At 27.0% G+C, this 23027-nt stretch carries 23 protein-coding genes and 1 pseudogene; 5 read left to right on the top strand and 19 right to left on the bottom strand.

Going from position 1 to position 23027, the window contains the following annotated elements; genetic code table 11:
• The first annotated feature begins 40 nt into the window (after nucleotides 1–40).
• From hisF to hisIE, 4 genes and pseudogenes are all read left to right on the top strand, one after another.
• On the top strand, nucleotides 41–796 hold the full coding sequence (gene hisF / locus AB8B22_RS05470) for an imidazole glycerol phosphate synthase subunit HisF (RefSeq protein WP_369710363.1): 756 nt from the start codon (nucleotides 41–43) through the stop codon (nucleotides 794–796).
• 48 nt (nucleotides 797–844) lie between these two features.
• Entirely contained in the window at nucleotides 845–1165 is a 321-nt protein-coding gene (locus AB8B22_RS05465) for a nucleotidyltransferase family protein (protein ID WP_369710362.1), read from the top strand.
• A pseudogene (locus AB8B22_RS05460) lies at nucleotides 1158–1526 on the top strand (DUF86 domain-containing protein). The gene AB8B22_RS05465 and the pseudogene AB8B22_RS05460 overlap by 8 nt, the downstream one beginning before the upstream one ends.
• 28 nt (nucleotides 1527–1554) lie before the next feature.
• Nucleotides 1555–2211 carry a bifunctional phosphoribosyl-AMP cyclohydrolase/phosphoribosyl-ATP diphosphatase HisIE gene (gene hisIE / locus AB8B22_RS05455; RefSeq protein ID WP_369710361.1) on the top strand — a complete coding sequence of 219 codons (657 nt, stop codon included), beginning with the start codon at nucleotides 1555–1557 and terminating at the stop codon, nucleotides 2209–2211.
• Nucleotides 2212–2265: 54 nt separating this feature from the next.
• Here the strand turns inward: hisIE and AB8B22_RS05450 are convergent, their stop codons facing one another.
• The 7 genes from AB8B22_RS05450 to AB8B22_RS05420 form a co-directional block, all read right to left on the bottom strand.
• Nucleotides 2266–3054, bottom strand: a complete 789-nt coding sequence (locus AB8B22_RS05450; protein WP_369710360.1) for a biotin--[acetyl-CoA-carboxylase] ligase — start codon at nucleotides 3052–3054, stop codon at nucleotides 2266–2268.
• 27 nt (nucleotides 3055–3081) lie between these two features.
• Nucleotides 3082–4200 (bottom strand): sodium ion-translocating decarboxylase subunit beta, encoded by a 1119-nt coding sequence (locus AB8B22_RS05445; protein ID WP_369710359.1) that lies wholly within the window; start codon nucleotides 4198–4200, stop codon nucleotides 3082–3084.
• Nucleotides 4201–4297: 97 nt separating this feature from the next.
• Complete coding sequence (locus AB8B22_RS05440; protein ID WP_369710358.1) at nucleotides 4298–4678, bottom strand: acetyl-CoA carboxylase biotin carboxyl carrier protein subunit; 381 nt, start codon at nucleotides 4676–4678, stop codon at nucleotides 4298–4300.
• 28 nt (nucleotides 4679–4706) lie between these two features.
• Nucleotides 4707–5057, bottom strand: coding sequence for an OadG family protein (locus AB8B22_RS05435; RefSeq protein ID WP_094080480.1), 351 nt, complete (start codon nucleotides 5055–5057; stop codon nucleotides 4707–4709).
• Between the two features lie 61 nt (nucleotides 5058–5118).
• Nucleotides 5119–6504, bottom strand: coding sequence for an oxaloacetate decarboxylase subunit alpha (locus tag AB8B22_RS05430; RefSeq protein ID WP_369710357.1), 1386 nt, complete (start codon nucleotides 6502–6504; stop codon nucleotides 5119–5121).
• Nucleotides 6505–6635: 131 nt separating this feature from the next.
• Nucleotides 6636–8231 (bottom strand): phosphoenolpyruvate carboxykinase (ATP), encoded by a 1596-nt coding sequence (gene pckA, locus AB8B22_RS05425; RefSeq protein WP_369710356.1) that lies wholly within the window; start codon nucleotides 8229–8231, stop codon nucleotides 6636–6638.
• Between the two features lie 496 nt (nucleotides 8232–8727).
• A complete protein-coding gene (locus AB8B22_RS05420) occupies nucleotides 8728–9813 on the bottom strand; it encodes a tyrosine-type recombinase/integrase (protein WP_369710355.1) in 1086 nt (361 codons plus the stop codon).
• A 225-nt stretch (nucleotides 9814–10038) separates the two neighbouring features.
• On the opposite strand from AB8B22_RS05420, the gene AB8B22_RS05415 reads away from it, so the two are divergent.
• Entirely contained in the window at nucleotides 10039–11082 is a 1044-nt protein-coding gene (locus AB8B22_RS05415) for a hypothetical protein (protein ID WP_369710354.1), read from the top strand.
• 87 nt (nucleotides 11083–11169) lie between these two features.
• Here AB8B22_RS05415 and AB8B22_RS05410 read toward each other — a convergent pair whose 3' ends face one another.
• The 12 genes from AB8B22_RS05410 to AB8B22_RS05355 all read right to left on the bottom strand — a co-directional run bounded on the left by AB8B22_RS05410 (nucleotide 11170) and on the right by AB8B22_RS05355 (nucleotide 22933).
• Entirely contained in the window at nucleotides 11170–14247 is a 3078-nt protein-coding gene (locus AB8B22_RS05410; RefSeq protein ID WP_369710353.1) for a DUF3427 domain-containing protein, read from the bottom strand.
• Between the two features lie 28 nt (nucleotides 14248–14275).
• Nucleotides 14276–14893 (bottom strand): exonuclease domain-containing protein, encoded by a 618-nt coding sequence (locus AB8B22_RS05405; protein WP_369710352.1) that lies wholly within the window; start codon nucleotides 14891–14893, stop codon nucleotides 14276–14278.
• A 62-nt stretch (nucleotides 14894–14955) separates the two neighbouring features.
• A complete protein-coding gene (gene lepA / locus AB8B22_RS05400) occupies nucleotides 14956–16752 on the bottom strand; it encodes a translation elongation factor 4 (protein ID WP_369710351.1) in 1797 nt (598 codons plus the stop codon).
• A 215-nt stretch (nucleotides 16753–16967) separates the two neighbouring features.
• Nucleotides 16968–17666, bottom strand: coding sequence for a hypothetical protein (locus AB8B22_RS05395; protein ID WP_369710350.1), 699 nt, complete (start codon nucleotides 17664–17666; stop codon nucleotides 16968–16970).
• Entirely contained in the window at nucleotides 17644–18108 is a 465-nt protein-coding gene (locus AB8B22_RS05390; RefSeq protein ID WP_369710349.1) for a hypothetical protein, read from the bottom strand. The genes AB8B22_RS05395 and AB8B22_RS05390 overlap by 23 nt, the downstream gene beginning before the upstream one ends.
• Before the next feature lie 16 nt (nucleotides 18109–18124).
• Entirely contained in the window at nucleotides 18125–18340 is a 216-nt protein-coding gene (locus AB8B22_RS05385; RefSeq protein ID WP_369710348.1) for a hypothetical protein, read from the bottom strand.
• Between the two features lie 124 nt (nucleotides 18341–18464).
• Nucleotides 18465–18674, bottom strand: coding sequence for a DUF7336 domain-containing protein (locus AB8B22_RS05380; RefSeq protein ID WP_094080471.1), 210 nt, complete (start codon nucleotides 18672–18674; stop codon nucleotides 18465–18467).
• A gap of 54 nt (nucleotides 18675–18728) precedes the next feature.
• Entirely contained in the window at nucleotides 18729–19109 is a 381-nt protein-coding gene (mscL, locus tag AB8B22_RS05375; protein WP_369710347.1) for a large-conductance mechanosensitive channel protein MscL, read from the bottom strand.
• A gap of 75 nt (nucleotides 19110–19184) precedes the next feature.
• Nucleotides 19185–19553: a helicase gene (locus AB8B22_RS05370; RefSeq protein ID WP_369710346.1), complete on the bottom strand. Its 369-nt coding sequence runs from the start codon at nucleotides 19551–19553 to the stop codon at nucleotides 19185–19187.
• Nucleotides 19554–19557: 4 nt separating this feature from the next.
• Nucleotides 19558–21060, bottom strand: a complete 1503-nt coding sequence (murJ, locus tag AB8B22_RS05365; RefSeq protein ID WP_314079817.1) for a murein biosynthesis integral membrane protein MurJ — start codon at nucleotides 21058–21060, stop codon at nucleotides 19558–19560.
• A gap of 91 nt (nucleotides 21061–21151) precedes the next feature.
• Nucleotides 21152–21778, bottom strand: a complete 627-nt coding sequence (locus AB8B22_RS05360) for a segregation and condensation protein A (protein WP_369710345.1) — start codon at nucleotides 21776–21778, stop codon at nucleotides 21152–21154.
• A 123-nt stretch (nucleotides 21779–21901) separates the two neighbouring features.
• A complete protein-coding gene (locus AB8B22_RS05355; RefSeq protein WP_369710344.1) occupies nucleotides 21902–22933 on the bottom strand; it encodes a bifunctional riboflavin kinase/FAD synthetase in 1032 nt (343 codons plus the stop codon).
• Between the last annotated feature and the right edge of the window lie 94 nt (nucleotides 22934–23027).

The following is a 23027-nucleotide window of genomic DNA, read 5'->3' as shown; positions in this document are numbered from 1 at the left end:
AGCTAAATAAATAAATTTAACAAAGAAAGTAGGTATAAGAATGCTTGCAAAAAGAATAATTCCGTGTCTTGATGTGAGAAATGGGAAAGTGGTGAAAGGTGTGAACTTTACTGGGATAAAAGAAGTTGACAGTCCAGTTGAGCTTGCTAAATTTTACAATAAATCTGGGGCTGATGAGCTTGTTTTTTATGATATTACGGCTTCGGTTGAGGAAAGAGGCTTGTTTACAGATATTTTAAAAGAAGTGGCAAGTCAAATTTTTATTCCACTTACTGTTGGTGGTGGAATAAATACGCTGGATGATTTTGATAGAGTTTTAAAAGCTGGAGCTGATAAAGTGAGTGTCAATTCAGGAGCAATAAGAAATCCAAAATTAATTGAAGAAGCTGCAAAAAAATATGGAGATCAATGTGTGGTTTTGTCAGTCGATGTAAAACGAATTGATGGAAAATTTAAAGTTTTTGCAAAAGGTGGAAGAGAAAATACTGGAATTGATGCGATAGAATGGTTTGTAAATGGTCAAGAAAATGGTGCTGGAGAAGTTGTTGTAAACAGTATTGACACAGACGGAGTTAAAAATGGATTTGACTTAGAATTACTTGAAATTTTATCACAAAAATTGTCAATTCCAATAGTTGCATCAGGTGGAGCTGGAAATATGGAGCATTTTAGAGATTTATTTAAAATTCCGGGAATTGATGCGGGACTTGCAGCTTCGATTTTTCATTTTAAGGAAGTGGAAATTATGGAGTTGAAAAAGTATTTGAAGAGTAATGGTGTTGAGATGAGAATTTGATATTTTTTAATAAGAAAAATTTTGAAAATGAACTAAGAGGAAATTACTATGAAAAAAGAAGAAATTTTAGAAAAATTAAAAGAGATTAATAAAAAGAAATATTCAATTTTAAAATTAGGACTTTTTGGTAGTTTTTCTAAAAATAGTGATACTGCTAACAGTGATATCGATATTCTTGTAAAAATGGAATTTAAAAATGGAATGTATCAAAATTTTTGCAATTTACACAAAAGACTTGAAGAAATTTTTCAAAAAAAAGTAGATTTAGTTGGTGAAAGTATGTTTGAGTATAAATTTAAAAATTCAAAAGTTCAGAAATATAAAGATGAAATAAAAGAAGAAATTTTACGGAGTGTAATTTATGTGTAAAAGGAAGAGAAATATACTTCAGTTTACTTATGACATTGAAGAATGTATTGATGTTATACAAGAAGAAATTTCTAAAGTTTCTTTTGAAGAGTTTGTTAATGATAGAAAAACAATCGGGTATATTGAAAGACAATTAGAAAAAATTGGAGAAGCTATTTCGCAAATTCAAAAGTTAGACAAAAATATTTTAACAGATATATTCTCAGATCATTCTTATTAGGAAAATATAAAAGGAATGAGAAATAGATTAATTCATGAATATTGGGGAACTAGTTTAGAAATGATTTACGAAGTTTCTGTTTTTGAGATGGAAGATTTATTAAAGTATATTTACTTATTGAGAGAAAAATTAAAATATTAAAATAAATAATTTTAGAAAAGAGGTAAAAATGAATATAGAGCAAATAAAATTTGATGAAAAAGGGCTTGTTCCTGCGATAATACAGGATTATTATACAAAAGAAGTACTGACACTTGCATATATGAATAAAGAAAGTCTTGAAATAACTTTAAGAGATAAGAAAACTTGCTTTTTTAGCAGAAGTAGACAAGAACTTTGGCTAAAAGGGGAAACTTCAGGGAATTATCAGCATGTTGTTTCAGTAAAATATGATTGTGATGCGGATGCTTTGCTTGTGGAAGTAAAAAAAGATGGGCCTGCTTGTCATACTGGTGCTGAGAGCTGCTTTTTTAACTCGTTGTTTGAAGCAGAAGATTATAGCAGTTTTACGCCTGAAAAACTTTATAAATTGATAAAAGATAGAAAAGTTAATCCAAATGAAAAATCTTATACGACTTATTTGTTTGAAAAAGGGCTTGATAAAATTTTGAAAAAAGTTGGAGAAGAATGTACAGAAGTTATAATTGGGGCTAAAAATAATGATAATGATGAATTGAGATATGAAATTGCAGATTTGTATTATCACACTTTAGTTTTAATGATTGAGCAAGGGCTTACTATTCAAGATGTGAAAGATGAACTAGCTAAAAGACATGTTGTTGATCATAAAGTTAAACAGGAGAAAATGGGCGGAGAATCTAAATAATAAATTTTAGTTTATTTAATAACAAGGGGACCTTATGCCCCCTTGTTAATGTTTTTAAAATATCTTAATTTTTTCAAAAACTTCTCCAACTGAAAAACTTTTAATTATATTTTTTTGAGTTTCACTTTGAGAAACTAAAATTTCAATTTCTCCATCTTTGTTAATATTTTGTGCAATTCCCGAAACAATCTCGTTTCCAAATTTTAATTCAATATTTTTATTTTTCAAATAATTTATTTCGTTAATTTGCTCTAAAATTTCTTCCCAAAATCCATTTTTTAAATTTTCAAATAATATTTTAAATTCATAAATAATATTTGTTATAATCTCATCAATTTCATATTTTTTGTTTTTTATCTGAGTCAATGAAACAGCCTTACTTTCCAAAAATTCTGGCAAGACATTATTTACATTTAAACCAATTCCTACAATGTAGACATCATCCGCCTTTTCCATCAAAATTCCACATAATTTTTTATTTTCCAAATAAACATCATTTGTCCATTTAAATTTGTAATCCAAGTCCTCAATTTTTTTTAATCCTTTTATTACAGCAAGTCCAGCAAGTAATGGCAATTTGAAATAATCTTCCATTTTTATCTCTTTTCTTTCATTTAAAAAGAAACTAAACATAGCCATCCCTTCAAGTGAAACCCAATCATTATTTCTACGAGCTTTACTATGTGTTTGAATACCAGCAGAAATAACGTCAAATTCCTCGTGGTTATTATGCTCTCTTCTCAAATAATCGTTTGTCGAATCAATTACATCAAATTTATATATTTTTACATTTTTTCTATTTTCTTTCATAATTATCTTTGCTTCCTTCTCTTTATTCATCATTATTTTTTTTGTTTATTCAAAATTTTATTATTTAAATATAATTAAAAGAACTCCTGCAGCAACAGCTGAACCAATTACACCAGCAATATTCGGTCCCATTGCGTGCATCAATAAAAAATTTCGTGGATTTTCTTCTTGTCCTATCTTTTGAACGACTCTTGCTGCCATAGGAACTGCTGAAACTCCTGCTGCACCAATCATCGGATTTACTTTTCCTTTTGTAAATTTATACATTATCTTTCCAAAGAGTACACCTCCAACTGTTCCAAAAGAAAACGCAATTAATCCTAAAATAATAATTTTTATTGTTGTAAGACTTAAAAAATTTTCTGCATTAGCAGTTGCTCCAACTGTCATTCCCAAAACTATTGTAATACAGTATAATAGCGCTCCTTTCACATGCTCAACTAAATTTGAAACTATTCCAACTTCTTTTATAAGATTTCCTAACATTAACATTCCGATTAATGGAGCCGATGATGGAACTAAAAGAATTACGATAATTGTGACTGCAATTGGAAAAATTATTTTTTCTTTTTGGCTTACAAATCTAAGTTGAGTCATTTCAACCATTCTTTCTTTTTTTGTTGTAAGTAGTTTTATAATTGGTGGCTGAATAACTGGTACCAAAGCCATATAGGAATAAGCTGCAATAGCAATTGATCCTAATAAATGAGGTGCAAGTTTTGTCGTTAAATAAATGGCAGTTGGTCCGTCAGCTCCCCCAATAATTCCAATTGAAGCGGCTTCTTTTCCAGCCAGTCCAAGCAAAATTGCTCCAATAAATGCTACAAAAATACCAAATTGTGCTGCAGCGCCCAATAACAAACTTTTTGGATTTGCAATAAGAGGTCCAAAATCAGTACTTGCACCTATCGCCAAAAATATTAGTGGCGGATAAATTCCAAGTTTAACCCCTTGGTACAAATAATATAAAAGTCCTCCTTTTTCCATAAGTCCTTCATTTGCCACAGCGGGTAAATTTGCAAGTAGCATTCCAAAAGAAATTGGAAGCAATAAATAAGGTTCATATTGTTTTTTTATTGCCAAATATAATAAAATTAAAGAAATTATTATCATAATAATCTGTTTTACAGTTATCATTGACAGTCCTGTAGTTCCATAAAGAATTTTTAGTAATTCCATATTAAAAACCACTCCTTTCCTTAAAGATTTTTCTATAAAATAAATTATTGCTATAATTAATAAAATTAGAATATTTTATAAAATTTCAAGCAATAATTTATTCAGATAATATTGCCAAAATATCATCGGAATTTACATTATCTCCCTTAGATACTTTAATTTCGCTAATAGTTCCATCTTTAGGAGCTACGACAGGATTTTCCATTTTCATAGCTTCTAGAATTACAATTTCATCTCCAGTTTTTACCTTTTGTCCAGCTTCAACTTTTATATCGACAATAAGCCCTTGCATAGGGGCTTTTATCGGTTCCCCGATTTCAACAGAATTATTAATTTTATTTTGTGTAAAATCATTTTTTCCCCGTATTTTTTGATCATAGTTTGAATTAGTTGAAATAGAACCTTCTTTTTCAGTAACAGTTTCCACTTCCACTTCATAAACCTTTTCTCCAATTTTGATTTTATATAATTTAATCATACTTGTCATACCCCTTTGAATTTCAATTTTATTTAATTTCTTTTATATTCTTTACTTTTATTTCACAATCTTTATTATTTTCAGATGCGTCAACAAGAGCTGTCAATAAAGCTACCAGCATTGTTTCATCTTTTATTTTTTCAATACTGAATTTTTCGTTTGTATTTAAATTTTCAGATTCTAAATTTTTTAAAGTGTTAATATCGTTTATTTTTTCATTTATGGTGTTTTGATCTTTTTCATTTGAAAAATATTTAAAAAATGATAATACAAACGAAATTAACAGCAATATAAAAAAAACAATTAACATACTTACAACAGTAATATAAATTGCATCTCCAAATGACACAGCCGAATTTCCAAATAAAATACTTTTCATTTTTCAAATTATCCCTTTCAAAAAACTTTATCCAAATTATATTTGAATATTTTTTAAAAAATTACATTAATATTATGAATTTCAATTTTTTCTTTATTTTGAGTTTTTTCTTTTGAATATTTTTTTCTAAATAGTCTCTTGCAATTTGTGGAAAACATGCATAAGTTAAAACATCTTCATCAGATTTTGCTAAATTTCCAATTTCCTTTTTCATTGTGTCATATTCATTTTTTAACAGATCAGCAGGTCTTCCTGTAAATATTTTTTCATTTCCAATTATGATTTTTTTTATTTCATCAGAAATTGGAACAGGAGGTTTCCCATACATTCCTCTTACATAATCTTTAATTTCTCTTGGAACCATTTGGTATCTTTTTCCAGTTAAAACATTAAATACAGCTTGAGTTCCAACCATTTGACTCATAGGAGTAACCAATGGTGGATAACCTAAATCTTTACGAACTTTAGGAATTTCCCTGAGAACTTCCTCATATTTATCCTGAGCATTTTGTGATTTTAGCTGGGACAACAAATTTGAGAGCATCCCGCCAGGCAATTGATATTCCACGATATTAGGTTCTATTTCCAAAGCTTTTGGATTTAAAAATCCATTGTCAATATATTTTTTTCTTATTGGCTTAAAATATTCTGCCACTTCTTTTAAAAATTCAAGATTTAATTCTGTATCGTATTTTGTTTTTTGCAGTGCTCTTACAAGTGATTCTGTAGGTGGCTGCGATGTTCCTCCACCAAAAGGTGAAATTGCAGTATCTACAATATCTACGCCAGCTTCAATAGCTTTCAAAACACTCATTTCAGCCATTCCAGCTGTTTCGTGAGTATGTAACTCAAGTGGAATTTTTAAAATACTTTTTAGTTCACTTACAAGTTTATAAGCAACGTCTGGTAGCAAAATTCCTGACATATCTTTTATTGCAATGGAATCTGCTCCCATATTTTGCATTTCAAGTGCCAATTTTTTGTAATATTCTATTGTGTGAACAGGACTTATTGTATAACAAATTGCAAGTTGACTATCTCCACCATATTTTTTGGTACTTTCCACAACTTTTCTGATATTTCTTGTATCATTTAATGCGTCAAAAGTACGAATAATATCAATACCATTTTTTATTGAAAATTTTACAAATTTTTCAACAACATCGTCAGCATAATGTCTATATCCTAATAAATTTTGCCCTCTTAAAAGCATTTGCAATTTAGTATTTTTTGCTCTTTTTCTAATTTCTCTGAGTCTTTCCCAAGGATCTTCATGCAAAAACCTAATTTCTGCATCATAAGTGGCACCACCCCAAACTTCCATTGCATAATATCCAACTTTGTCCATAGTTTCTATGATTGGAAGCATTTCGGCAGTTGTCATTCTGGTTGCCATAAGCGATTGGTGTCCATCTCGTAGTGATGTTTCTGTTATTTTTACTTTCATAAAAATTCTCCTTTTAGTTTAGTAAACAAATTTTTAAAACAGACAGTTATAGCGCACTCAAACTTTTTAAATTAAAAAATTATATATTTATACAAAAGTAGCTTGAATTTTACTAAACTGTCTTTTTATATTTATTCAAAAAATGCTGGTCCAGCGTTTACAATATGCTCTGGCATATGCGGATATTTTGTTGCAAAATTTTCTCTAAACATTTTTGCCAATTTTTTTGCAGCAGCCCCGTATGCTTCTTTATTTGCCCAAGTGTCTACAGGATTTAATAACTCGCTTGGAACATTTGGACAATATTGTGGAATTTCTACATTAAAAATATCATCATGTCTATATTCCACTTCATCCAATTCCCCACTTAATGCCGCAGTAACCATCGCTCTTGTATATTTCAAATTTATACGGCTACCCACACCATATGGACCTCCAGACCATCCTGTATTTATCAGAAATACTTTTGTATTATGCAATTCTATTTTTTTTCCTAACATTTCAGCATAAACAAATGGATCAAGTGGCATAAACGGTTCTCCAAAACAAGTTGAAAACGTAGGTTGTGGTTCTGTAATTCCACGTTCAGTTCCAGCTAATTTAGAAGTGAATCCTGTTACAAAATGATAAATGGCAGCATCTCTTGAAAGCCTAGAAATAGGTGGTAAAACACCAAAAGCATCCGCTGTCAAAAATATTATAACATTAGGAATTCCTCCAATTCCTGGAATTTGAGCATTTCTTATATGATCAATTGGATAACCAACTCTTGTATTTTCAGTTAAACTTTTATCATAAAAATCAAATTCGCGAGTTTTAGGATTCATCACGACATTTTCCACTAAACTTCCAAATTTTATAGCATTAAAAATATCTGGTTCATGTTTTGGATCAAGATTTATACACTTTGCATAGCATCCACCTTCAAAGTTAAAAATGCTGTGATCCGACCAACCATGTTCATCATCACCAATTAATCTGCGGTTGGGATCTGCGGAAAGTGTAGTTTTTCCAGTTCCCGAAAGTCCAAAAAATATTGCAGTTTCTCCTGTTTTAGGATCCATATTGGCAGAGCAGTGCATAGGTAAGACATCGATTTCAGGCATTATAAAATTCATTATTGAAAATACACTTTTTTTTATTTCTCCTGAATACTCAGTTCCACAAATAATTCCAACTTTTGCTTCATAGTCAATAATTATTGCAGCTGATGAATTTATTCCATCAATTTTAGCATTGCATTTAAATCCAGGAGCTGCAATTATTGTGAAATCAGCATGTCCATAATCGTTCAATTCCTCTTCAGTTGGACGGATTAGCAATTGATGAATAAATAAATTTTGACTTGCTCGTTCATTTATAATTCTAAATTTTTTTCTGCAAGCTGGATCAGCTCCGGCCATCCCATCAAATACAAATATTTCCCTGTTTTGTAAATACGCAATTAACTTATTATAAATAGATTCAAATTTTTGCTTTTCAATAGGTTTATTCACATCTCCCCAAGCAATTTTATCGTGAATTTGTGAAGTATCAACTATATATTTGTCTTTAGGCGAACGTCCTGTGTATTTTCCAGTTCGCACAACCAAAGCACCAGTTTCAGACAAAGTTCCTTCTTTTCTCCCTAACGCATGTTCAACAAGTTCAGCAGGTTTCAAATTTCTGTAAATTTTTGATACATTCACTATCCCCAGTTTTTCTAAATCTTTTGTCAATTTTTTCATAATACTTCCTCCATAAACTTTCTTTCCATTTTGAAAAAACTATTAGATAATCATAATTTAATAATTTTATATATCCATCTTAATTTTTCCTGACAATAATATTATCGCACATTTTTAAGAAAAGTCAATATCGTATAAAATTTAATTTTTTGAATTTTTTTCAGTTTTTATAATAAAAAAAACAAAATTATTATAAAAAAATATCAAAAATTCTAAATTTTCAAAATAAAGCCGTTTTAAGAAGAAAAATAAAAATTTAGAATAAAATATCGAATAAGTTGAAAATTCGCTCTTAAAATTGATATATGAAGGTCAAAAAAATTTAAAACAATGTAAAAAAATTAGTGTTATATCTTCAAATACAGCCACTAATTTTTCAAAACTAAATTCTATTTATTGTAAAGATAAATCAAAAAATCTAATTAAACTCCTAAAAATGATAACTAAGTTTCGTTTTAAAATTTTGCAAAGTTCTATAAAAGTTCTATTTTTTTAATTATTTTATTTTTATATTGTTTATTTTATCAATTAATTGAGCATTTGCATCTTTATACAGATGCGAATATGTGTTTATCGTAGTTTGCAAATTATCATGACCCAATCGTTTGCTTATGGCTGTAATGTCAGCTTTTAAAAAAAGTAAATATGAAGCGTGGGAATGTCTAAAGTCATGAATCCTTATTCTTTTTAAGCCTAGCACATTTGTAAACTTTGTCAAAATGTATCGGAGTCTTGCAGTTTTTATTTCAAAAATTCGTTTTGTAGATACAATATCAAAATTCTCAAAATAGTATTTTAAATCATTTAATAAAATTTCCGGAATTAAAATTTTTCTCTTTGAACCTAAAGTTTTTGGAGAAGTAATATAAACTTTTCCTTTAACCTTTGAAAACGTCTTATTGATATTTATTGTCTTACTTTCAAGATCTATATCTCCAAATGTTAAAGCCATAAGTTCGCCAACTCTCATTCCAGTCCAAAATAATGTTTTAAAAGCCATCGCTTCCACAAAATATTTTTTACCGAATTCACTTAATTTGTTTATAAATGTATCAAATTCTTCAAATGACCAAATATTCATTTCATTTTGATTTTTTTTTGCTCCGAATGAACCTAAATTTTTGCATGGATTTTCATTTAATCCCTGATATTTCACAGCCCAGCTAAATAAACTTTTTAGTGCAGAAAATAAACTTGATTTTGTGTTTTCACTAAGTTTTTTATTATTATTTGTTTTTTCAAGTATTTCGTTTTGCCATTCCCGAATTACAAAAGGAGTAACTTTGCAAAGCTCCATTTCTCCAAAAAAAGGCAAAATATGTGTATTAAAAAGAGTCTGTGTTGTATTTACTGTAGTTGGCTTATATCTTTTTTTATAGTCATCAAAATATATTTCGTATAAAGAATTAAGAGTCATATTCATTGACTTTGAAATTTTCAACTTAAATTCATATTCATATTGCTGTGCATCTTTTTTCTTTTTAAATCCAGTTTTTTTATATTTTTTGTTTATACCTTTATAATCTTTGGCATAAAACATAGTATACCAAGTCTTTTTATCCGCATTGTAATAAACTGGCATTTTAAGATTCTCCTTATTTTAATATTTTTCAATTTTATTATATCACATTTTTTTAGTAATAAAAAGAATAATTTTTTATAAAAAAAATAAATTATAATATATTTTTATTAACTTAATAATTGACATTCAAACTAATTAGGAGTAAAATATATCTAAACTTATCTAAGATTAAATTTTTTGTGTTTAAAATTTAATTTGGGGAAAATACTTTTTTAGGAGGATATTATGAAAATGAGAAGTCAGTTAAAAAAAGGATTAATTGTTTTAGCGGGGATTGCAATGCTGAGTACGAGTCTTCTTGCAAAGGAAATAGTAACGTATCCAAAAGATAATAAAGCTACTCAAGCGTTAGGATTTGAAAAACTGGAAAATTCATTTGGTATTTCTTCAAGTGCCAAAGGAAACACTGTTTATATTAATTCAGGTGGAAAACCTCTTGAACGTGTTTTTGGAGCAGTAGAAGACAACAACAACAAATTTCCTGAAATAAAAAATAATAAGGTAATTATTAATGGTGGAGTTCTTGCAACAAATGGGTTTTGGGAAAGAGATGGAGTAAAAACAGTAAGAGGCGGAAGTGTTTATGGTGGTGCTGGACAAAATTCAGTAGTTAGTGACAATGAAATAATAATAAAAGGTAACTCAAAAATTGGTGGTAATGTTTATGGTGGTTATAGCCATAGAGGTTCTGTTATAAACAATAAAATTGTAATAGAAGGAAATTCTGTACTGTTTGGAAAAGAAAGTATACTGTTTGGAGGAAGAGGAAGCCGTAATATAAATGTGAAGGATAATAAACCTGCACCTATTGATGTGATAACTGGAAACACACTGGATCTAAAGGCAAAAAATGTGAAAGTGAAAGATGTTAAAAATTTTGAAAAAATTGTATTTGAAATATCTAATGCAAATAGACAAAATGACAAAATATTGATACTTACAAACAGCGAAGGAGCAGCTCCAGAAAAGCCTGAAGTTGTAAAAATTTCTTCAAAAATTACAGATATATCTGAAACTGAAAAAGAAAAAATACTGGCTGAAAAAAATAAAGCGATTAATCTTGATATAAATGTAATTTTTCAAAATAAACCTTCAAAAAATATACGAAATTTAAAAATTGCTCTAATTAATGCAGAAAATGGACTTGAATTGAGTAAACTGCCTGAAAACATAGAAAAAACTGAAAAAGGTTATAAATACAGTGTAAAATTTGAAAAAGATGCAAAAAATTTGTATGCTGTAATTAATGCAACTCTTTTAAAAAATTAGTGTAACAAAATTTTAAAAAATATAAAAAATAAAATTGAAATATTTAAACTTTATTAAATATTTCGATTTTATTTTTATTTATAATTTTTATATGACTACATCTTTAATTATTTCAAAAGGAATTTTATTTTTTAGTTTCCAAAGTATCGTCATTGGCTTATCGCCATAACTTTTGTAATAATTCGCGTTTCCTAGATAAATAAATGGGTTTGTCTTTTTATTGTCTAAAAATGCAAATTTTCTTACAAAAATATGAACTTTTATACCTTTTTCCCTGTGTTTTATAAACATTTGACCGACACTTGAGGTGTGGTAAGTTTTGGGTTGGCTTATCCATTGAATTATGTCATCTGAATGTAGCGAATTATCATATTTTAAATTTTCTTGTAAAATATGAGATTTGTCGTAAGTTACAAAAAGGCAAATATCTTTTTCAGTATTAGCATATCCAGCTCTCCAGCTTCCTTTTGGAACTTTTGAATCCAACAAAATCTGTAACTCAATTCGTTTATATTCCTTGTAATTTATTAATATATTTTCATTAAATTGACTAATATCATTATTTTTAAATTCCGACAAACCTAAAATTATGAGCTGTTTTAATCTTTTCAAAAAATTTTTATCTTTAAAAAAATTATTTTTATATTTTTTAGAAATTTTATAGTTTTTATTATTTTTAAATTCAGAATTTGATTCAAAATCCAAAATTTCATCTTCTATCAGCTCTTTTAAAATTCGCTTTATTAAATAAGTATTTTTAAATTCCAAAATATTAAAATAATTTTTATATTTTTTCAAAATATCGTTTTCCGTAATATTTTTAATTTTTTTATCTTTATCTAAAAATAAATCCATAATTAAATAAGTAAACGGCTCAACTAAAGTTAATTTTTTTTCTAAATATGATAAAAATTCGATATTTGAAAAATTTAATTCATCAATTGAATTACTTTCTAAGTTTTTTTGTGCTATGTAAAAAGAACCGTATTTTGAACTTAACTCGATAAATAATTCAATATTTCTATCAAAATCTAAAATTTCTAAAATTTCATCATCATTTTTTCCAATTTCATTTTTAAAGCTGTCATATGCTTCCTTTAACATTATTTTAGAATTAAAATTGATTTTTTCTATTTTATTAATTATTCGTTCTTGACAAATTCTATCCAGTTCGACATATGATGCCATTGGTATATTTTCAAAATTAGTTTTTATTTCTTTTATCAATTTCTCTTTTTTGCTGTACAAAATATTTTTATTGTTTAACATTTCTTCGTAAAAAAATTTTGCAATGATATAGTCTTTTTTGTGATTTCCAATAAAATCTATAATTGTCACAAAATCTTTATTTTCACATTTTCTAAGTCCTCGTCCAATTTGCTGAGTAAAAATTGTAGAAGAAAAAGTCGGCCTTAAAAATAAAAGCAAATTTATATTCGGAATATCAATTCCTTCGTTTAAAATATCTACAACGCACAAAATTTCAGATTTTTTATTTTTAAAATCTTCTAAAATCTTTTCTCTTTCAAATTTTGAAGTTTTTGAAGTCAATATTTTCGAGATATATCCGTTTTTATTAAAATTTTCATTCATAAAACTAGCATGATTGATATTTTCACAAAAAGCAATACAGCTCATCTTTTCACCATCAAATCCGATTTTTTTAATGCTCTCAATTATATAATCAACTCTTTTATTATTTGACAGATTTTTAACTAAAATATCTTCCTGATATTTTCCGTTTTTATAAGGAATTTTCTCATAATCAAATGTTTCGTCATTTATTCCAAAATAGTGAAAAGGTGCAATCAAATCCTGTTCCATTGCTCGTTTCAAACCCATTTCGCCAACTAAATTATAATCACAAAGTTCTAAAATATCTTTTCCGTCCATTCTTTCAGGTGTTGCAGTAAAATTTAGAAGAAATTTTGGATTAAAATAGTTTAGAATTTTGGTGTAACTTTTGGCACTTGAGTGATGAAATTCATCAATTACAATATAGTCAAAATAATCTTTAGAAAATTCAAGATAATTATTTTGAAGCGATTGCACAGTTGCAAAAATAATTTTTTTCTCAGTTTCTTTTTTTCCTCCAAAAATTCTTCCAATCTTATTTTCTCCAATTTTCATAATCTTTTTACAAACTAAAATCGCATTTTCCAAAAGTTCTTCTCTATGTGCTAAAAACAAAAACTTCTTTTCCTTCTTTTCAAAAAAAATTTTTATATCCATCGCTGCAAGATACGTTTTCCCAGTTCCAGTCGCAGCAACCACAAGTCCTTTTTTATTCCCTGATTTTCTAGTATTTTTTAGCTTTTCCAAAATTTCTTTTTGCATACTATTCGGTTCAAAATGATTTTTATTATTTTTTATTTTTATATAATCAAAAGTTTTTTGAAGTTTCAAATTATTTTTATAATTTTCGTACTCAAAGACAAAATCTTCACTAAGCTCAATGGTTTTGTCTCTGTTCCAAAGATTTTTAAATTGTGAAATTGATTTTTTATAAATTTCAAAAAAATTACTTTCTGTAAGTTTAACATTCCATTCTTCTGCAGAATACAAAGCGCTTTGGCTTATATTTGAAGAACCTATTATGCAAGTATGATATTTATTTTTTTCAAATAAATACGCTTTTGTGTGAAAACTCTCGCTTGAATTATTATAAACTTTCACTTTTATATTTTTATAACTGAGAAGTTTTCTTAATGATTTTGAATCTGTTATATTTAAATAAACAGAAGTTATAATTTCACCTTTGATTCCTTTTTTTTCAAGTTCGTCCAATGTGCTCAAAAGTATTTGAAGTCCTGAATATCTTATAAAACTCACGATAAAATAAAACTTTTTGCAATTTAATAATTCATTTTTTAAATATATAAAAAAATTTTTAAATTTTGTTTTTTTATTTAAAATAAGCTCGTTTAAATTTCCTGTTATATCTTTTTCTTTTTGTTTTAACGGAATTTCAAAACGAGTATTTAGTCTATTTTGAACAAAATCTATAGCATCTTGATAACTGCCATCTTTTATTAAAAAAGAAATTTCTTTTGAGAAATACTCAATTAACTCAAATTTTAGTTTTTCTTCATAATCTTTAATTTCTACAATTTTTTGACTTTCATTTTTTAAATTCAGATCATCTTTTTGCAAAAGTATACTCATTTTAAAACAGATCCCCTATTTATATTAATCATTCTTTTTCCAAAAAATTAAATATTCGATTTTTAGAAATTTCATTTTTAGTCATTTTATAAAAAATTCTAAACATTATTAAAACGTCGTAGTAACTTCCGTGAAACTGATTTTCTTCAAATGGAACTTTATAATACTTAGCACATTCAATAAGTTTTGGCCATTTGTAATTTCCACAATTATTTTCAATTTTTAAAATATCAATATTTTCTTTCATTGTATCAAACTGATTTTTTAGTGCAAAATCCACAAAACTTCTGTCAAACTTTATATTATGAGCTACAAAATGGTCAGTATCCTGACAAAACATAAAAAAATTGTCCATATCTTTTTTAAAAGTCAAAGGATAATCTCCTATTTTATCTTTAAGTTTTTTTCGTTCAAGTGCAATTACTTCGTCAGTTAGTCCATTTACATTAATTGCCCCTTCATTCATTTCTTCATCTTCTTCTCTAAAATAAAAGCGGTTAAATTCTGAAACTTTTAACCATTCACTTTTTCCAAAATTGTAATTTACTTTTATTGCTGACATAGATAAAACGGAACTTCCCTGAAATCCATTTGTTTCTACATCAAAAAATATAATATTTTTATTTAAATCTTTATCTTTATTCACTTTTTTCTCTTTCTTTTTTTTCTTCTATTTTATCTTATCTTATTCAAATATTTATTCAAAAATTAGTCATTTAATTTTAAAACTGATAAAAATGCTTCTTGTGGAATTTCGACATTTCCAATCGCTTTCATCCGTTTTTTTCCTTCTTTTTGTTTTTCTAATAATTTTTTCTTACGGGTAATATCTCCACCGTAACATTTTGCAAGGACATTTTTACGAAGCGCCTTTATTGTTTCTCTTGCGATTATTTTTGTTCCAAGTGCCGCTTGAAGCGGTATTTCAAATTGCTGTCTTGGAATTACATCTTTTAATTTTTCAACTATCGCACGCCCTCTATAGTAAGCATTATCCTTATGTGCGATAAATGAAAAAGCATCCACAGGATTTCCACTGACTAAAATGTCCACTTTTACTAAATCTGATTCTTTATAGCCAATCATTTCATATTCAAACGAAGCGTAACCTTTTGTTCGAGATTTTAACTTGTCGTAAAAATCAATTACAATTTCTGCAAGTGGTAAATCGTAACTAATCATAGTTCTTGTTTCATCAAGATAATTCATATTGATAAATGTTCCTCTTTTTTCCTGACAAAGTTCCATCACATTTCCAACATAGTCTTTTGGAACAATAATTGTACCTTTTACATAAGGCTCTTCAATATATTTTTTCCCTTCAGGAAATTCAGCGGGATTATCTATAACTTGCATTTGCTGCTGTTCCAATGTAACATGATATTTAACTGACGGAGCTGTGGAAATTAAGTCGATGTTAAATTCTCGACGAAGTCTTTCTACAACGATTTCCATATGAAGTAGGCCTAAAAATCCACATCTAAAACCAAATCCCAATGCAAGAGAAGTTTCAGGAGCATAAGACAATGAAGCGTCATTTAACTGTAATTTTTCAAGAGCTTCTCTCAAATCTTCATAATCATCAGTAGAAACTGGGTAAATTCCAGCAAAAACCATACTTAATGCTGGTCTATATCCTTCAAGTGCTAAATCTGTCGGATCTTGAACATGAGTGATTGTATCTCCAACTTGTGTATCTTTAATTGATTTTATTCCTGTGATGATATATCCAACTGAACCGACTGTCAATTCTTTCGTTTCTTTCATCTTTGGTGAAAAAATTCCAACTTCAAGGACATCAAACTCTTTACCAGTTGACATAATTTTAATTCTATCTCCTTTAGAAATTTTTCCGTCAACAATTCTAATATATGTAATAACTCCCCTAAAATCATCATAGTGAGAATCAAATATCAACGCTTTTAAAGGTTTATTTACGTCACCTTTTGGCGCAGGAATATATTTAATTATTGCTTCTAACAAATCTTCAATTCCGATTCCCGTTTTTCCAGAAACAAGAACTGCTTCATCAGCTGGAAGTCCTATAACATCTTCAATTTCTATTTTTACTTTGTCAGGATCAGCTGACGGCAAATCAATTTTATTGATTACAGGAAGAATTTCCAAGTCATTTTCTAAAGCTAAGTAGACATTTGCCAAAGTCTGTGCTTCTATTCCTTGAGCTGCATCGACTACTAAAAGCGCTCCATCACAAGCTGCAAGCGAACGGGAAACTTCGTAAATAAAATCCACATGTCCAGGAGTGTCGATTAAATTTAATTCGAAAATTTCACCATTTTTAGCTTTATAATTAAGTGTAACAGCTTGGGCCTTTATTGTTATACCTTTTTCACGCTCTAAATCCATGCTATCTAACACTTGGTCAACCATTTCTCTTTTTGTTACCGTTCCAGTAAATTCTAATAATCTGTCAGCAATTGTTGATTTACCGTGATCAATATGTGCGATTATAGAAAAATTTCTTTTGTTTTTTTGATTTAACATTTTTCCTCCAATTAATTAAATCTTTTATCTAATGTTTTTTTATCTTCTTCGTATTATTTTATCATACTTATTTTTCAAAAACAACTGTGTATTTATAAATCTGCAATTCGTCTTTTGCAAAAATTCACTAATGTAAGAACAAAATAACCGTTGTTTTTTACAACAACGATTATTTTAAAATTTTTCAAAAAATTAAAGAATTATAATTTTTAAATTTATAAAAAATTATTTACAATTATTCCATCTTCAATCCCATAATTAACTGAAAATTTACTTGTCGCTTTTAATTTGTAATCAAAATTTTTATCGAAAATAATTTCAAAATTTTGGAAACCTTTTATTCTAAAAATAATCTTATTTTTTATAATTCCAAAAATTATTTCAGGAAAATCTGAATCTATTATCTTGGTTTCTATTATATTAGGAAGTTCATATTTTATATTTTTTTTTAAATTAAAATCATCATTTATTTTAACATCCAGTTTTGTTAACATGTTATTATAATTAAAATAATTTTTTAATTTTATATTTTGTTGTGCATCAAATACTTTTTTTATCTCATTTTCATTAATTTTAAAAATAAACAGATTATTAAAATCTGATAATTCATTTAAATTTTCAATAATAATTTCATTCCGATTGTCATTATTAACATCAAAAAAATCAATATTATATGGATTCCCAACAGTATGTATTTCAAGCTCAATTAAATAATCTTTATCCCCCTTATAATATAGATAACTTTTAATATTTTCATCTGAAAGATTGCTTAATAGATAAATATATTTTTTATTATTATTTAAATTCACTTCTCTCTTTTGTAATATTGTATACTCTTTTTTACCAACTTTTATTTTAGGATTTTTAAATTCATTCTCTATGTAATTGTTATCAATTTTTTTTATTGATTGCATATAAAGAATTATTTTTTATAAAAAAATTCTCTAATTCATTATACTTATTTTTTCCTAAAATTTTTTTAAAAGATAAAATCGTAGAATAACTCTCTATATCTTTTGTAAAATTATATAATGATTGATAATTTTTTAATAATCTAGATGAACAATCTCTATCTTCACATTCATAAAAATTTACAAAATAGTACATAATTGCCCCCATTTTTATATTTTTTAAAATATAGATTATTGCTTCTTCATCTTTCCTTTCCTTAAAAAATTTTGTTAATTCAGTTCTCATCTGATTAAACTCATCTTTTTTATAATTATTATAAAAATTATCTAATGAGAAATTATCTCCTTTTAAATATTTTTTCTTTAATAAATAATATTCATTATTTTTTCCACTACAGAAAACTATTCCAAAAAATACTATAAATAAAACAAAATATTTTTTCATTATTTCCCTTTCTTAATTATTTTTTTATATTAGTAATTCTTGTTGGAATAAAAATTAACTCTCCTGTTTTTTTATCCACACCAACTAAACCAGTATTTATTTTCCCATTATCTATTGCTTCATCAACTGCTTTTTTTACTGGATTATTTTTGTCTAGTTTACTTGATACATTTTTTACCCAGTCAGGAGACATCTGTCTCGTTCCATCTACACCTTTATTTGAAACTCTCATATTTCCTGATTTTGCAATCTGTTTACTATCAAGTATCCAAACTTCTCCAGTTTTTTTAAATATTTTGACATCAAAATTTTTTGTATTAATTATTTAGAACTTAGAACCTAGAGAAAATTATTATTTAGTTTTTTATTTCATCCAAAATGTATTCTTCTATATAAAAATTAGAAATATGTGAAGAAAATCCTTTTATTTTTTGATATTCAGTTAATGATCTTAAAGCTACTTCTCTTGTATAATAAACTCCTAATATTCTACCTTCCTCATTCCATTTGTATTTATCACACAAATTTCCATAATCATATTGATGTGATAAAACCCATATATTCATATATTTACCTCTTATACAATTCATTGTATTCTTGTGTTGATAATTCTTTCATTTTTATTTATTTTTTAATAAATCCCTTATTTCAGTTAACAAAATTTCTTCGTTAGATTTTTTTGGTTCAACTGGTGGTTCTTCTTTTTCTGGCTTAATTCTTCTCATTTTATTTACCGCTTTTACCACTAAAAATATAGAAAATGCGATGATTAAAAAGTTTACAATATTTTGAATGAACATTCCATATTTTACAGTTGCCTCTCCTATTTTAAGACTTAATCCTGAAAAATCAATTCCTCCTATTATAAGTCCAATAATTGGCATAATTATGTCATCTACTAGTGATGTTACAATTTTTCCAAAAGCTCCCCCAACAATGACACCAACTGCTAAATCTAGTACATTCCCTTTTGAAATGAATTCTTTAAATTCTTTAAACAAAATGAATTTCCTCTCTTTCTTGTATTTATTTAATAACATTTTATTATAACTAATTTTTTCGAGAAATGCAATATTTTATTTAATTTTATATCTTACATATTTATTCTTTTCTTTTAAGAAATTTGCATCTTTCGTCATGAAAGCCGTTACAACGAATCTCAATTTTCTTATACTTGGATTTTGGGAAATTACGACAAAATAATTAAGATTATTTATTTTTTTTTGATAAAAATGTTCTTTCTTGGATTTTGACTGCTTTGTCACAACATCAGGATTTTTAAGCACTTCTTTTATTATCTCAATCGTCATTTCAGGATGTTTTACCAAAATATGATTTTCAAATTGAAACTTGTCCATCACGACTTTTTGATGTAGTTTTGCGTCAAATTCGTAAGTTTCTATTCTTTTTCCTGTTTTCGTATATCTCAATTTTTCTTTTACCATAATTTTACCATTTTCTATTTCTTAAAACTTTTCTTATCAAATCTCTTCTAAAAGTGTATATTAAAACAAACCAAATAATTAAATATATTATTGCAAATATTATTAAATTAACAACAATTCCATATTTATTTTGAAATTTTATCATGCTTGAAGCCCAATATGAAATCATCGAACTTGCAAATGTCACTCCTAAAATTGCAATATATTTTAGGTTTCTTAATTTTACATATTTTTTGTTTAGCGAAATATACAAAATTATAAAGTTCACCATTGCAGAAAATGAAGTTGCAAAAGTTAAGCCTACATGTCTATACTGCTTGTATAAAAGTGCATCTAAAACTATATTTGTAAATATTGCAGTAAACGATGAAATAACAGGTGTTTTTCTATCTTTATAGACATAATGGCTTCTTGTAAGAAGATGTATTGTTGAGAAAAATAGAAGTCCTAAAGCATAAAATTGTAGTGTTTCTGAAGTAACTTTTACAGCGGCTGCATTAAATTTTCCTCTTTCATAAACTAATCTCACTATCTCTTTTGCATATCCAAATAAAATCACACTTGATGGAACAATTAGGAAAGAAAGCATATATAATCCTTGATGAACAACTCGCTTTACTGTTCTGCTGTCATTTTTTACAACAGCTTTTGACAATGTTGGGAAAATCACAACGGCTAGTGAAATTGCAAAAACTCCTATCGGAAGCAAATATAATCTACTTGCATAGTTTAATGCACTTGCTGTTCCTGCTGGAAGTGAAGTTGCAAATCTGTTGTCAACAATTTCATTTATTTGATAGCCAAAAATTCCGACTAATGTTGGAACCATTAAAACAAACATTTCTTTCACATATTCATCTTTTAAGTTTAAAATAAATTTATATTTTTTCATAATTTGAAAAAATTGCGGAAGCATTATCACTAACTGAAAAATTCCAGAAAATAAATAAGCCACACCAAGCCCGTAAATCCCTATTTTATTTTTTAGCATTAAAGTTCCAACTATGATTGTCAAGTTAAATACGATTCCCATTGATGCTGAAACTGCGAATTTTTTGTAATTATTTAGTAATGACGACACAACTCCAGATAGTGCAATGAATAAAAAGTAAAAAGCTACGATTTTTAATAAGTTATTTGCTGCATCAAATCTTTTTGGGTCGTTAAAACCTGTTGTCACCTTTAAAATTTGTCTGGAAAAGAATATCATAATTATAGAAAGTGTCGATGTAAATGCAACTATTAAATTTAAAAGTGAAAATACAAAGTCATCTGTTCTCTCTTTTCCTTTTTCTTCCATTCCACGGTTATAAATTGGAATAAATACCGTTCCAAGCGAACCTTCTCCAAATAATGTCGTAAAAAAGTTTGGAATTTTTGTAGCACTGACATAGGCATCCGTCATTCCAGTCGCTCCAAAAACGCTTCCGATAATCATTTCTCTTATAAGTCCTAAAATTCGGCTTAACATATTTATTATCATTACTATAAAACTAGATTTAAACATTTAATTTCCTTTAATAAAATATAAAATTTGCATTTTTATGGATAACGCATAATCCTTTTATTTTTATTTTATTTATTATTTATAAAAATTTTTATACAATTTTTGTTATGAAAAAACTGCCCTGATCAATAATTATATCAATTTCGCCATTTTTAAACATATCTAAAATACATAGAAACATTGTAACGATTCGTATTTTAGAAAATTTATTTTTTAGTAAGTGGCTAAACGTCACTTTTCTTTTATTTTTTATATTTTCTGTAATTTCAAGATGTGCCTCTTCTGCCGTATATTCTTCTTCCAAATTTAATTTCATATTTTCCTGCACATATTTTTTCATATCCTTGGGATTTAAAATATTTTGAAAACTCGCAATCAAATTTTCTAAAGTTAAACTGGAAATATCATATTTCACAATTTTATCTCCAAAATTTTGATTTCCCATTCTTAGATGACTAATATTATATTCATTTTCCTTTTCTGCAAATAACTGTGCAATTTCTTTAAATAATTTATATTCCAAAATCTTTTTTTCCAAATTTTCAACTTTTTCAGTTTTTTTATTTTCATTCAAAACTGAATAAGCCTTTATTTCCACTAAATCTGTAGCCATCGCAAGAAATTCCACTTTTATTCGCAAATTTTTTTCCTTTTGGCTGTGAATATATTCTAAGTAATCATCAATTATTTGAGAAATATTAATTTTGTGAATATCCATTTTCTTTTTTCAATCAAGTGAATGAGAAGATCTAAAGTACTTCAAAATTGTCGATTTTTACATTAATTGTATTTTTTATCATAAATTTTTCATTTCCCTTTATTTATTTCTTCATTTTATTTCTTATCTCCATCTTATTTCATTTTCTCTATCCTGTTCTTTTATTTTTTTAACTTCATTTTTCCAATATTTGCTATCTTTATCAATTTGATTTTTTAATTCATCAATTGAATTAAATTTTATTTCTTTTCTAATATTTTTAAAAATTTCAATCAAAATATACTTTCCATAAATATCTTTGTCAAAATCAAAAATATGCGTTTCAACGCTCAAATTATCCTTGTCAACAGTAGGATTTCTCCCAATATTCATAACCCCAGTATAAGTTCTACAAATACCCTTTTCATAAAAATAAATTTTTACTCCGTAAACCCCAAAACTTGGATAAACTCTGTTTTCAAATTTTAAATTTGCCGTGGGAAATCCAATCGTCCGACCAAGCTGCTTTCCATGAATGACTTTTCCCAAAATTATAAGATTGTGTCCAAGCAATTTTTTTACTTTCTCCAAATTTGTTTCTTTTATATGCTTTCGTATATTCGTGCTACTTATGACTTCCAAATTATCATCAAAAACCGCTTCTTGAACTTCAAGCTCAATTCTGTTTTTTTCCAAAATCTCTTTTAAAATCTCTGGATTTCCAGATTTACCTTTTCCGAAAGTAAAATTGAAGCCACAAAGAACCTTTTTTGCATTCAATTTTTCAATCAAAATCTTTTTCACAAAATTTTCTGGCGAAAAATTTCTAACTTTTTCAAATTCTTCAAAATATAAGTAGTCAATTCCTTCATTATCCATAATAAAAGCCTTTTCAGATTGATTTGTTATTCTCGTATGCCTTTTATCTGGATATTCGTTGAAAGTGTAAACCACCGTTTTATAACCATTTTCTTGTGCTTTTTTTACACCTTTTTGCAAAATTTTCCTATGAGCCTTGTGAACTCCGTCAAAGTTTCCCAAAATTACAACTGCTCCAGTTTTTTTTAATTCATTCAAATTATCTTTTAAACTAAAACAACTAATATTTTCACTTTTCTTAAATTCTAAAAATCCAATTACGTTGTCCCGATTTTCAGTAATTATTTTTATACTCATTTTTTATTTTCAACTTTCTGCAATAAAATTAAGCCAATAACTTTTTTATATAAATATTCATTGGACTTTATAATTTTACATTATTTTAAATTAC

This window comes from Leptotrichia rugosa, assembly GCF_041200005.1.
Classification (GTDB): Bacteria; Fusobacteriota; Fusobacteriia; order Fusobacteriales; family Leptotrichiaceae; genus Leptotrichia; species Leptotrichia rugosa.
The sequence above is the reverse complement of the archived record's forward strand: the minus strand, read 5'-3'. Positions and strand labels throughout refer to the sequence as shown.

Coding starts and splice junctions, on each gene's coding strand:
- hisF (WP_369710363.1), top strand. CDS start 41: ATGCTTGCAAAAAGAATAATTCCGTGTCTTGATGTGAGAAATGGGAAA.
- AB8B22_RS05465 (WP_369710362.1), top strand. CDS start 845: ATGAAAAAAGAAGAAATTTTAGAAAAATTAAAAGAGATTAATAAAAAG.
- hisIE (WP_369710361.1), top strand. CDS start 1,555: ATGAATATAGAGCAAATAAAATTTGATGAAAAAGGGCTTGTTCCTGCG.
- AB8B22_RS05450 (WP_369710360.1), bottom strand. CDS start 3,054: ATGATGAATAAAGAGAAGGAAGCAAAGATAATTATGAAAGAAAATAGA.
- AB8B22_RS05445 (WP_369710359.1), bottom strand. CDS start 4,200: ATGGAATTACTAAAAATTCTTTATGGAACTACAGGACTGTCAATGATA.
- AB8B22_RS05440 (WP_369710358.1), bottom strand. CDS start 4,678: ATGATTAAATTATATAAAATCAAAATTGGAGAAAAGGTTTATGAAGTG.
- AB8B22_RS05435 (WP_094080480.1), bottom strand. CDS start 5,057: ATGAAAAGTATTTTATTTGGAAATTCGGCTGTGTCATTTGGAGATGCA.
- AB8B22_RS05430 (WP_369710357.1), bottom strand. CDS start 6,504: ATGAAAGTAAAAATAACAGAAACATCACTACGAGATGGACACCAATCG.
- pckA (WP_369710356.1), bottom strand. CDS start 8,231: ATGAAAAAATTGACAAAAGATTTAGAAAAACTGGGGATAGTGAATGTA.
- AB8B22_RS05420 (WP_369710355.1), bottom strand. CDS start 9,813: ATGCCAGTTTATTACAATGCGGATAAAAAGACTTGGTATACTATGTTT.
- AB8B22_RS05415 (WP_369710354.1), top strand. CDS start 10,039: ATGAAAATGAGAAGTCAGTTAAAAAAAGGATTAATTGTTTTAGCGGGG.
- AB8B22_RS05410 (WP_369710353.1), bottom strand. CDS start 14,247: ATGAGTATACTTTTGCAAAAAGATGATCTGAATTTAAAAAATGAAAGT.
- lepA (WP_369710351.1), bottom strand. CDS start 16,752: ATGTTAAATCAAAAAAACAAAAGAAATTTTTCTATAATCGCACATATT.
- AB8B22_RS05395 (WP_369710350.1), bottom strand. CDS start 17,666: ATGCAATCAATAAAAAAAATTGATAACAATTACATAGAGAATGAATTT.
- AB8B22_RS05390 (WP_369710349.1), bottom strand. CDS start 18,108: ATGAAAAAATATTTTGTTTTATTTATAGTATTTTTTGGAATAGTTTTC.
- AB8B22_RS05385 (WP_369710348.1), bottom strand. CDS start 18,340: ATGAGAGTTTCAAATAAAGGTGTAGATGGAACGAGACAGATGTCTCCT.
- AB8B22_RS05380 (WP_094080471.1), bottom strand. CDS start 18,674: ATGAATATATGGGTTTTATCACATCAATATGATTATGGAAATTTGTGT.
- AB8B22_RS05370 (WP_369710346.1), bottom strand. CDS start 19,553: ATGGTAAAAGAAAAATTGAGATATACGAAAACAGGAAAAAGAATAGAA.
- murJ (WP_314079817.1), bottom strand. CDS start 21,060: ATGTTTAAATCTAGTTTTATAGTAATGATAATAAATATGTTAAGCCGA.
- AB8B22_RS05360 (WP_369710345.1), bottom strand. CDS start 21,778: ATGGATATTCACAAAATTAATATTTCTCAAATAATTGATGATTACTTA.
- AB8B22_RS05355 (WP_369710344.1), bottom strand. CDS start 22,933: ATGAGTATAAAAATAATTACTGAAAATCGGGACAACGTAATTGGATTT.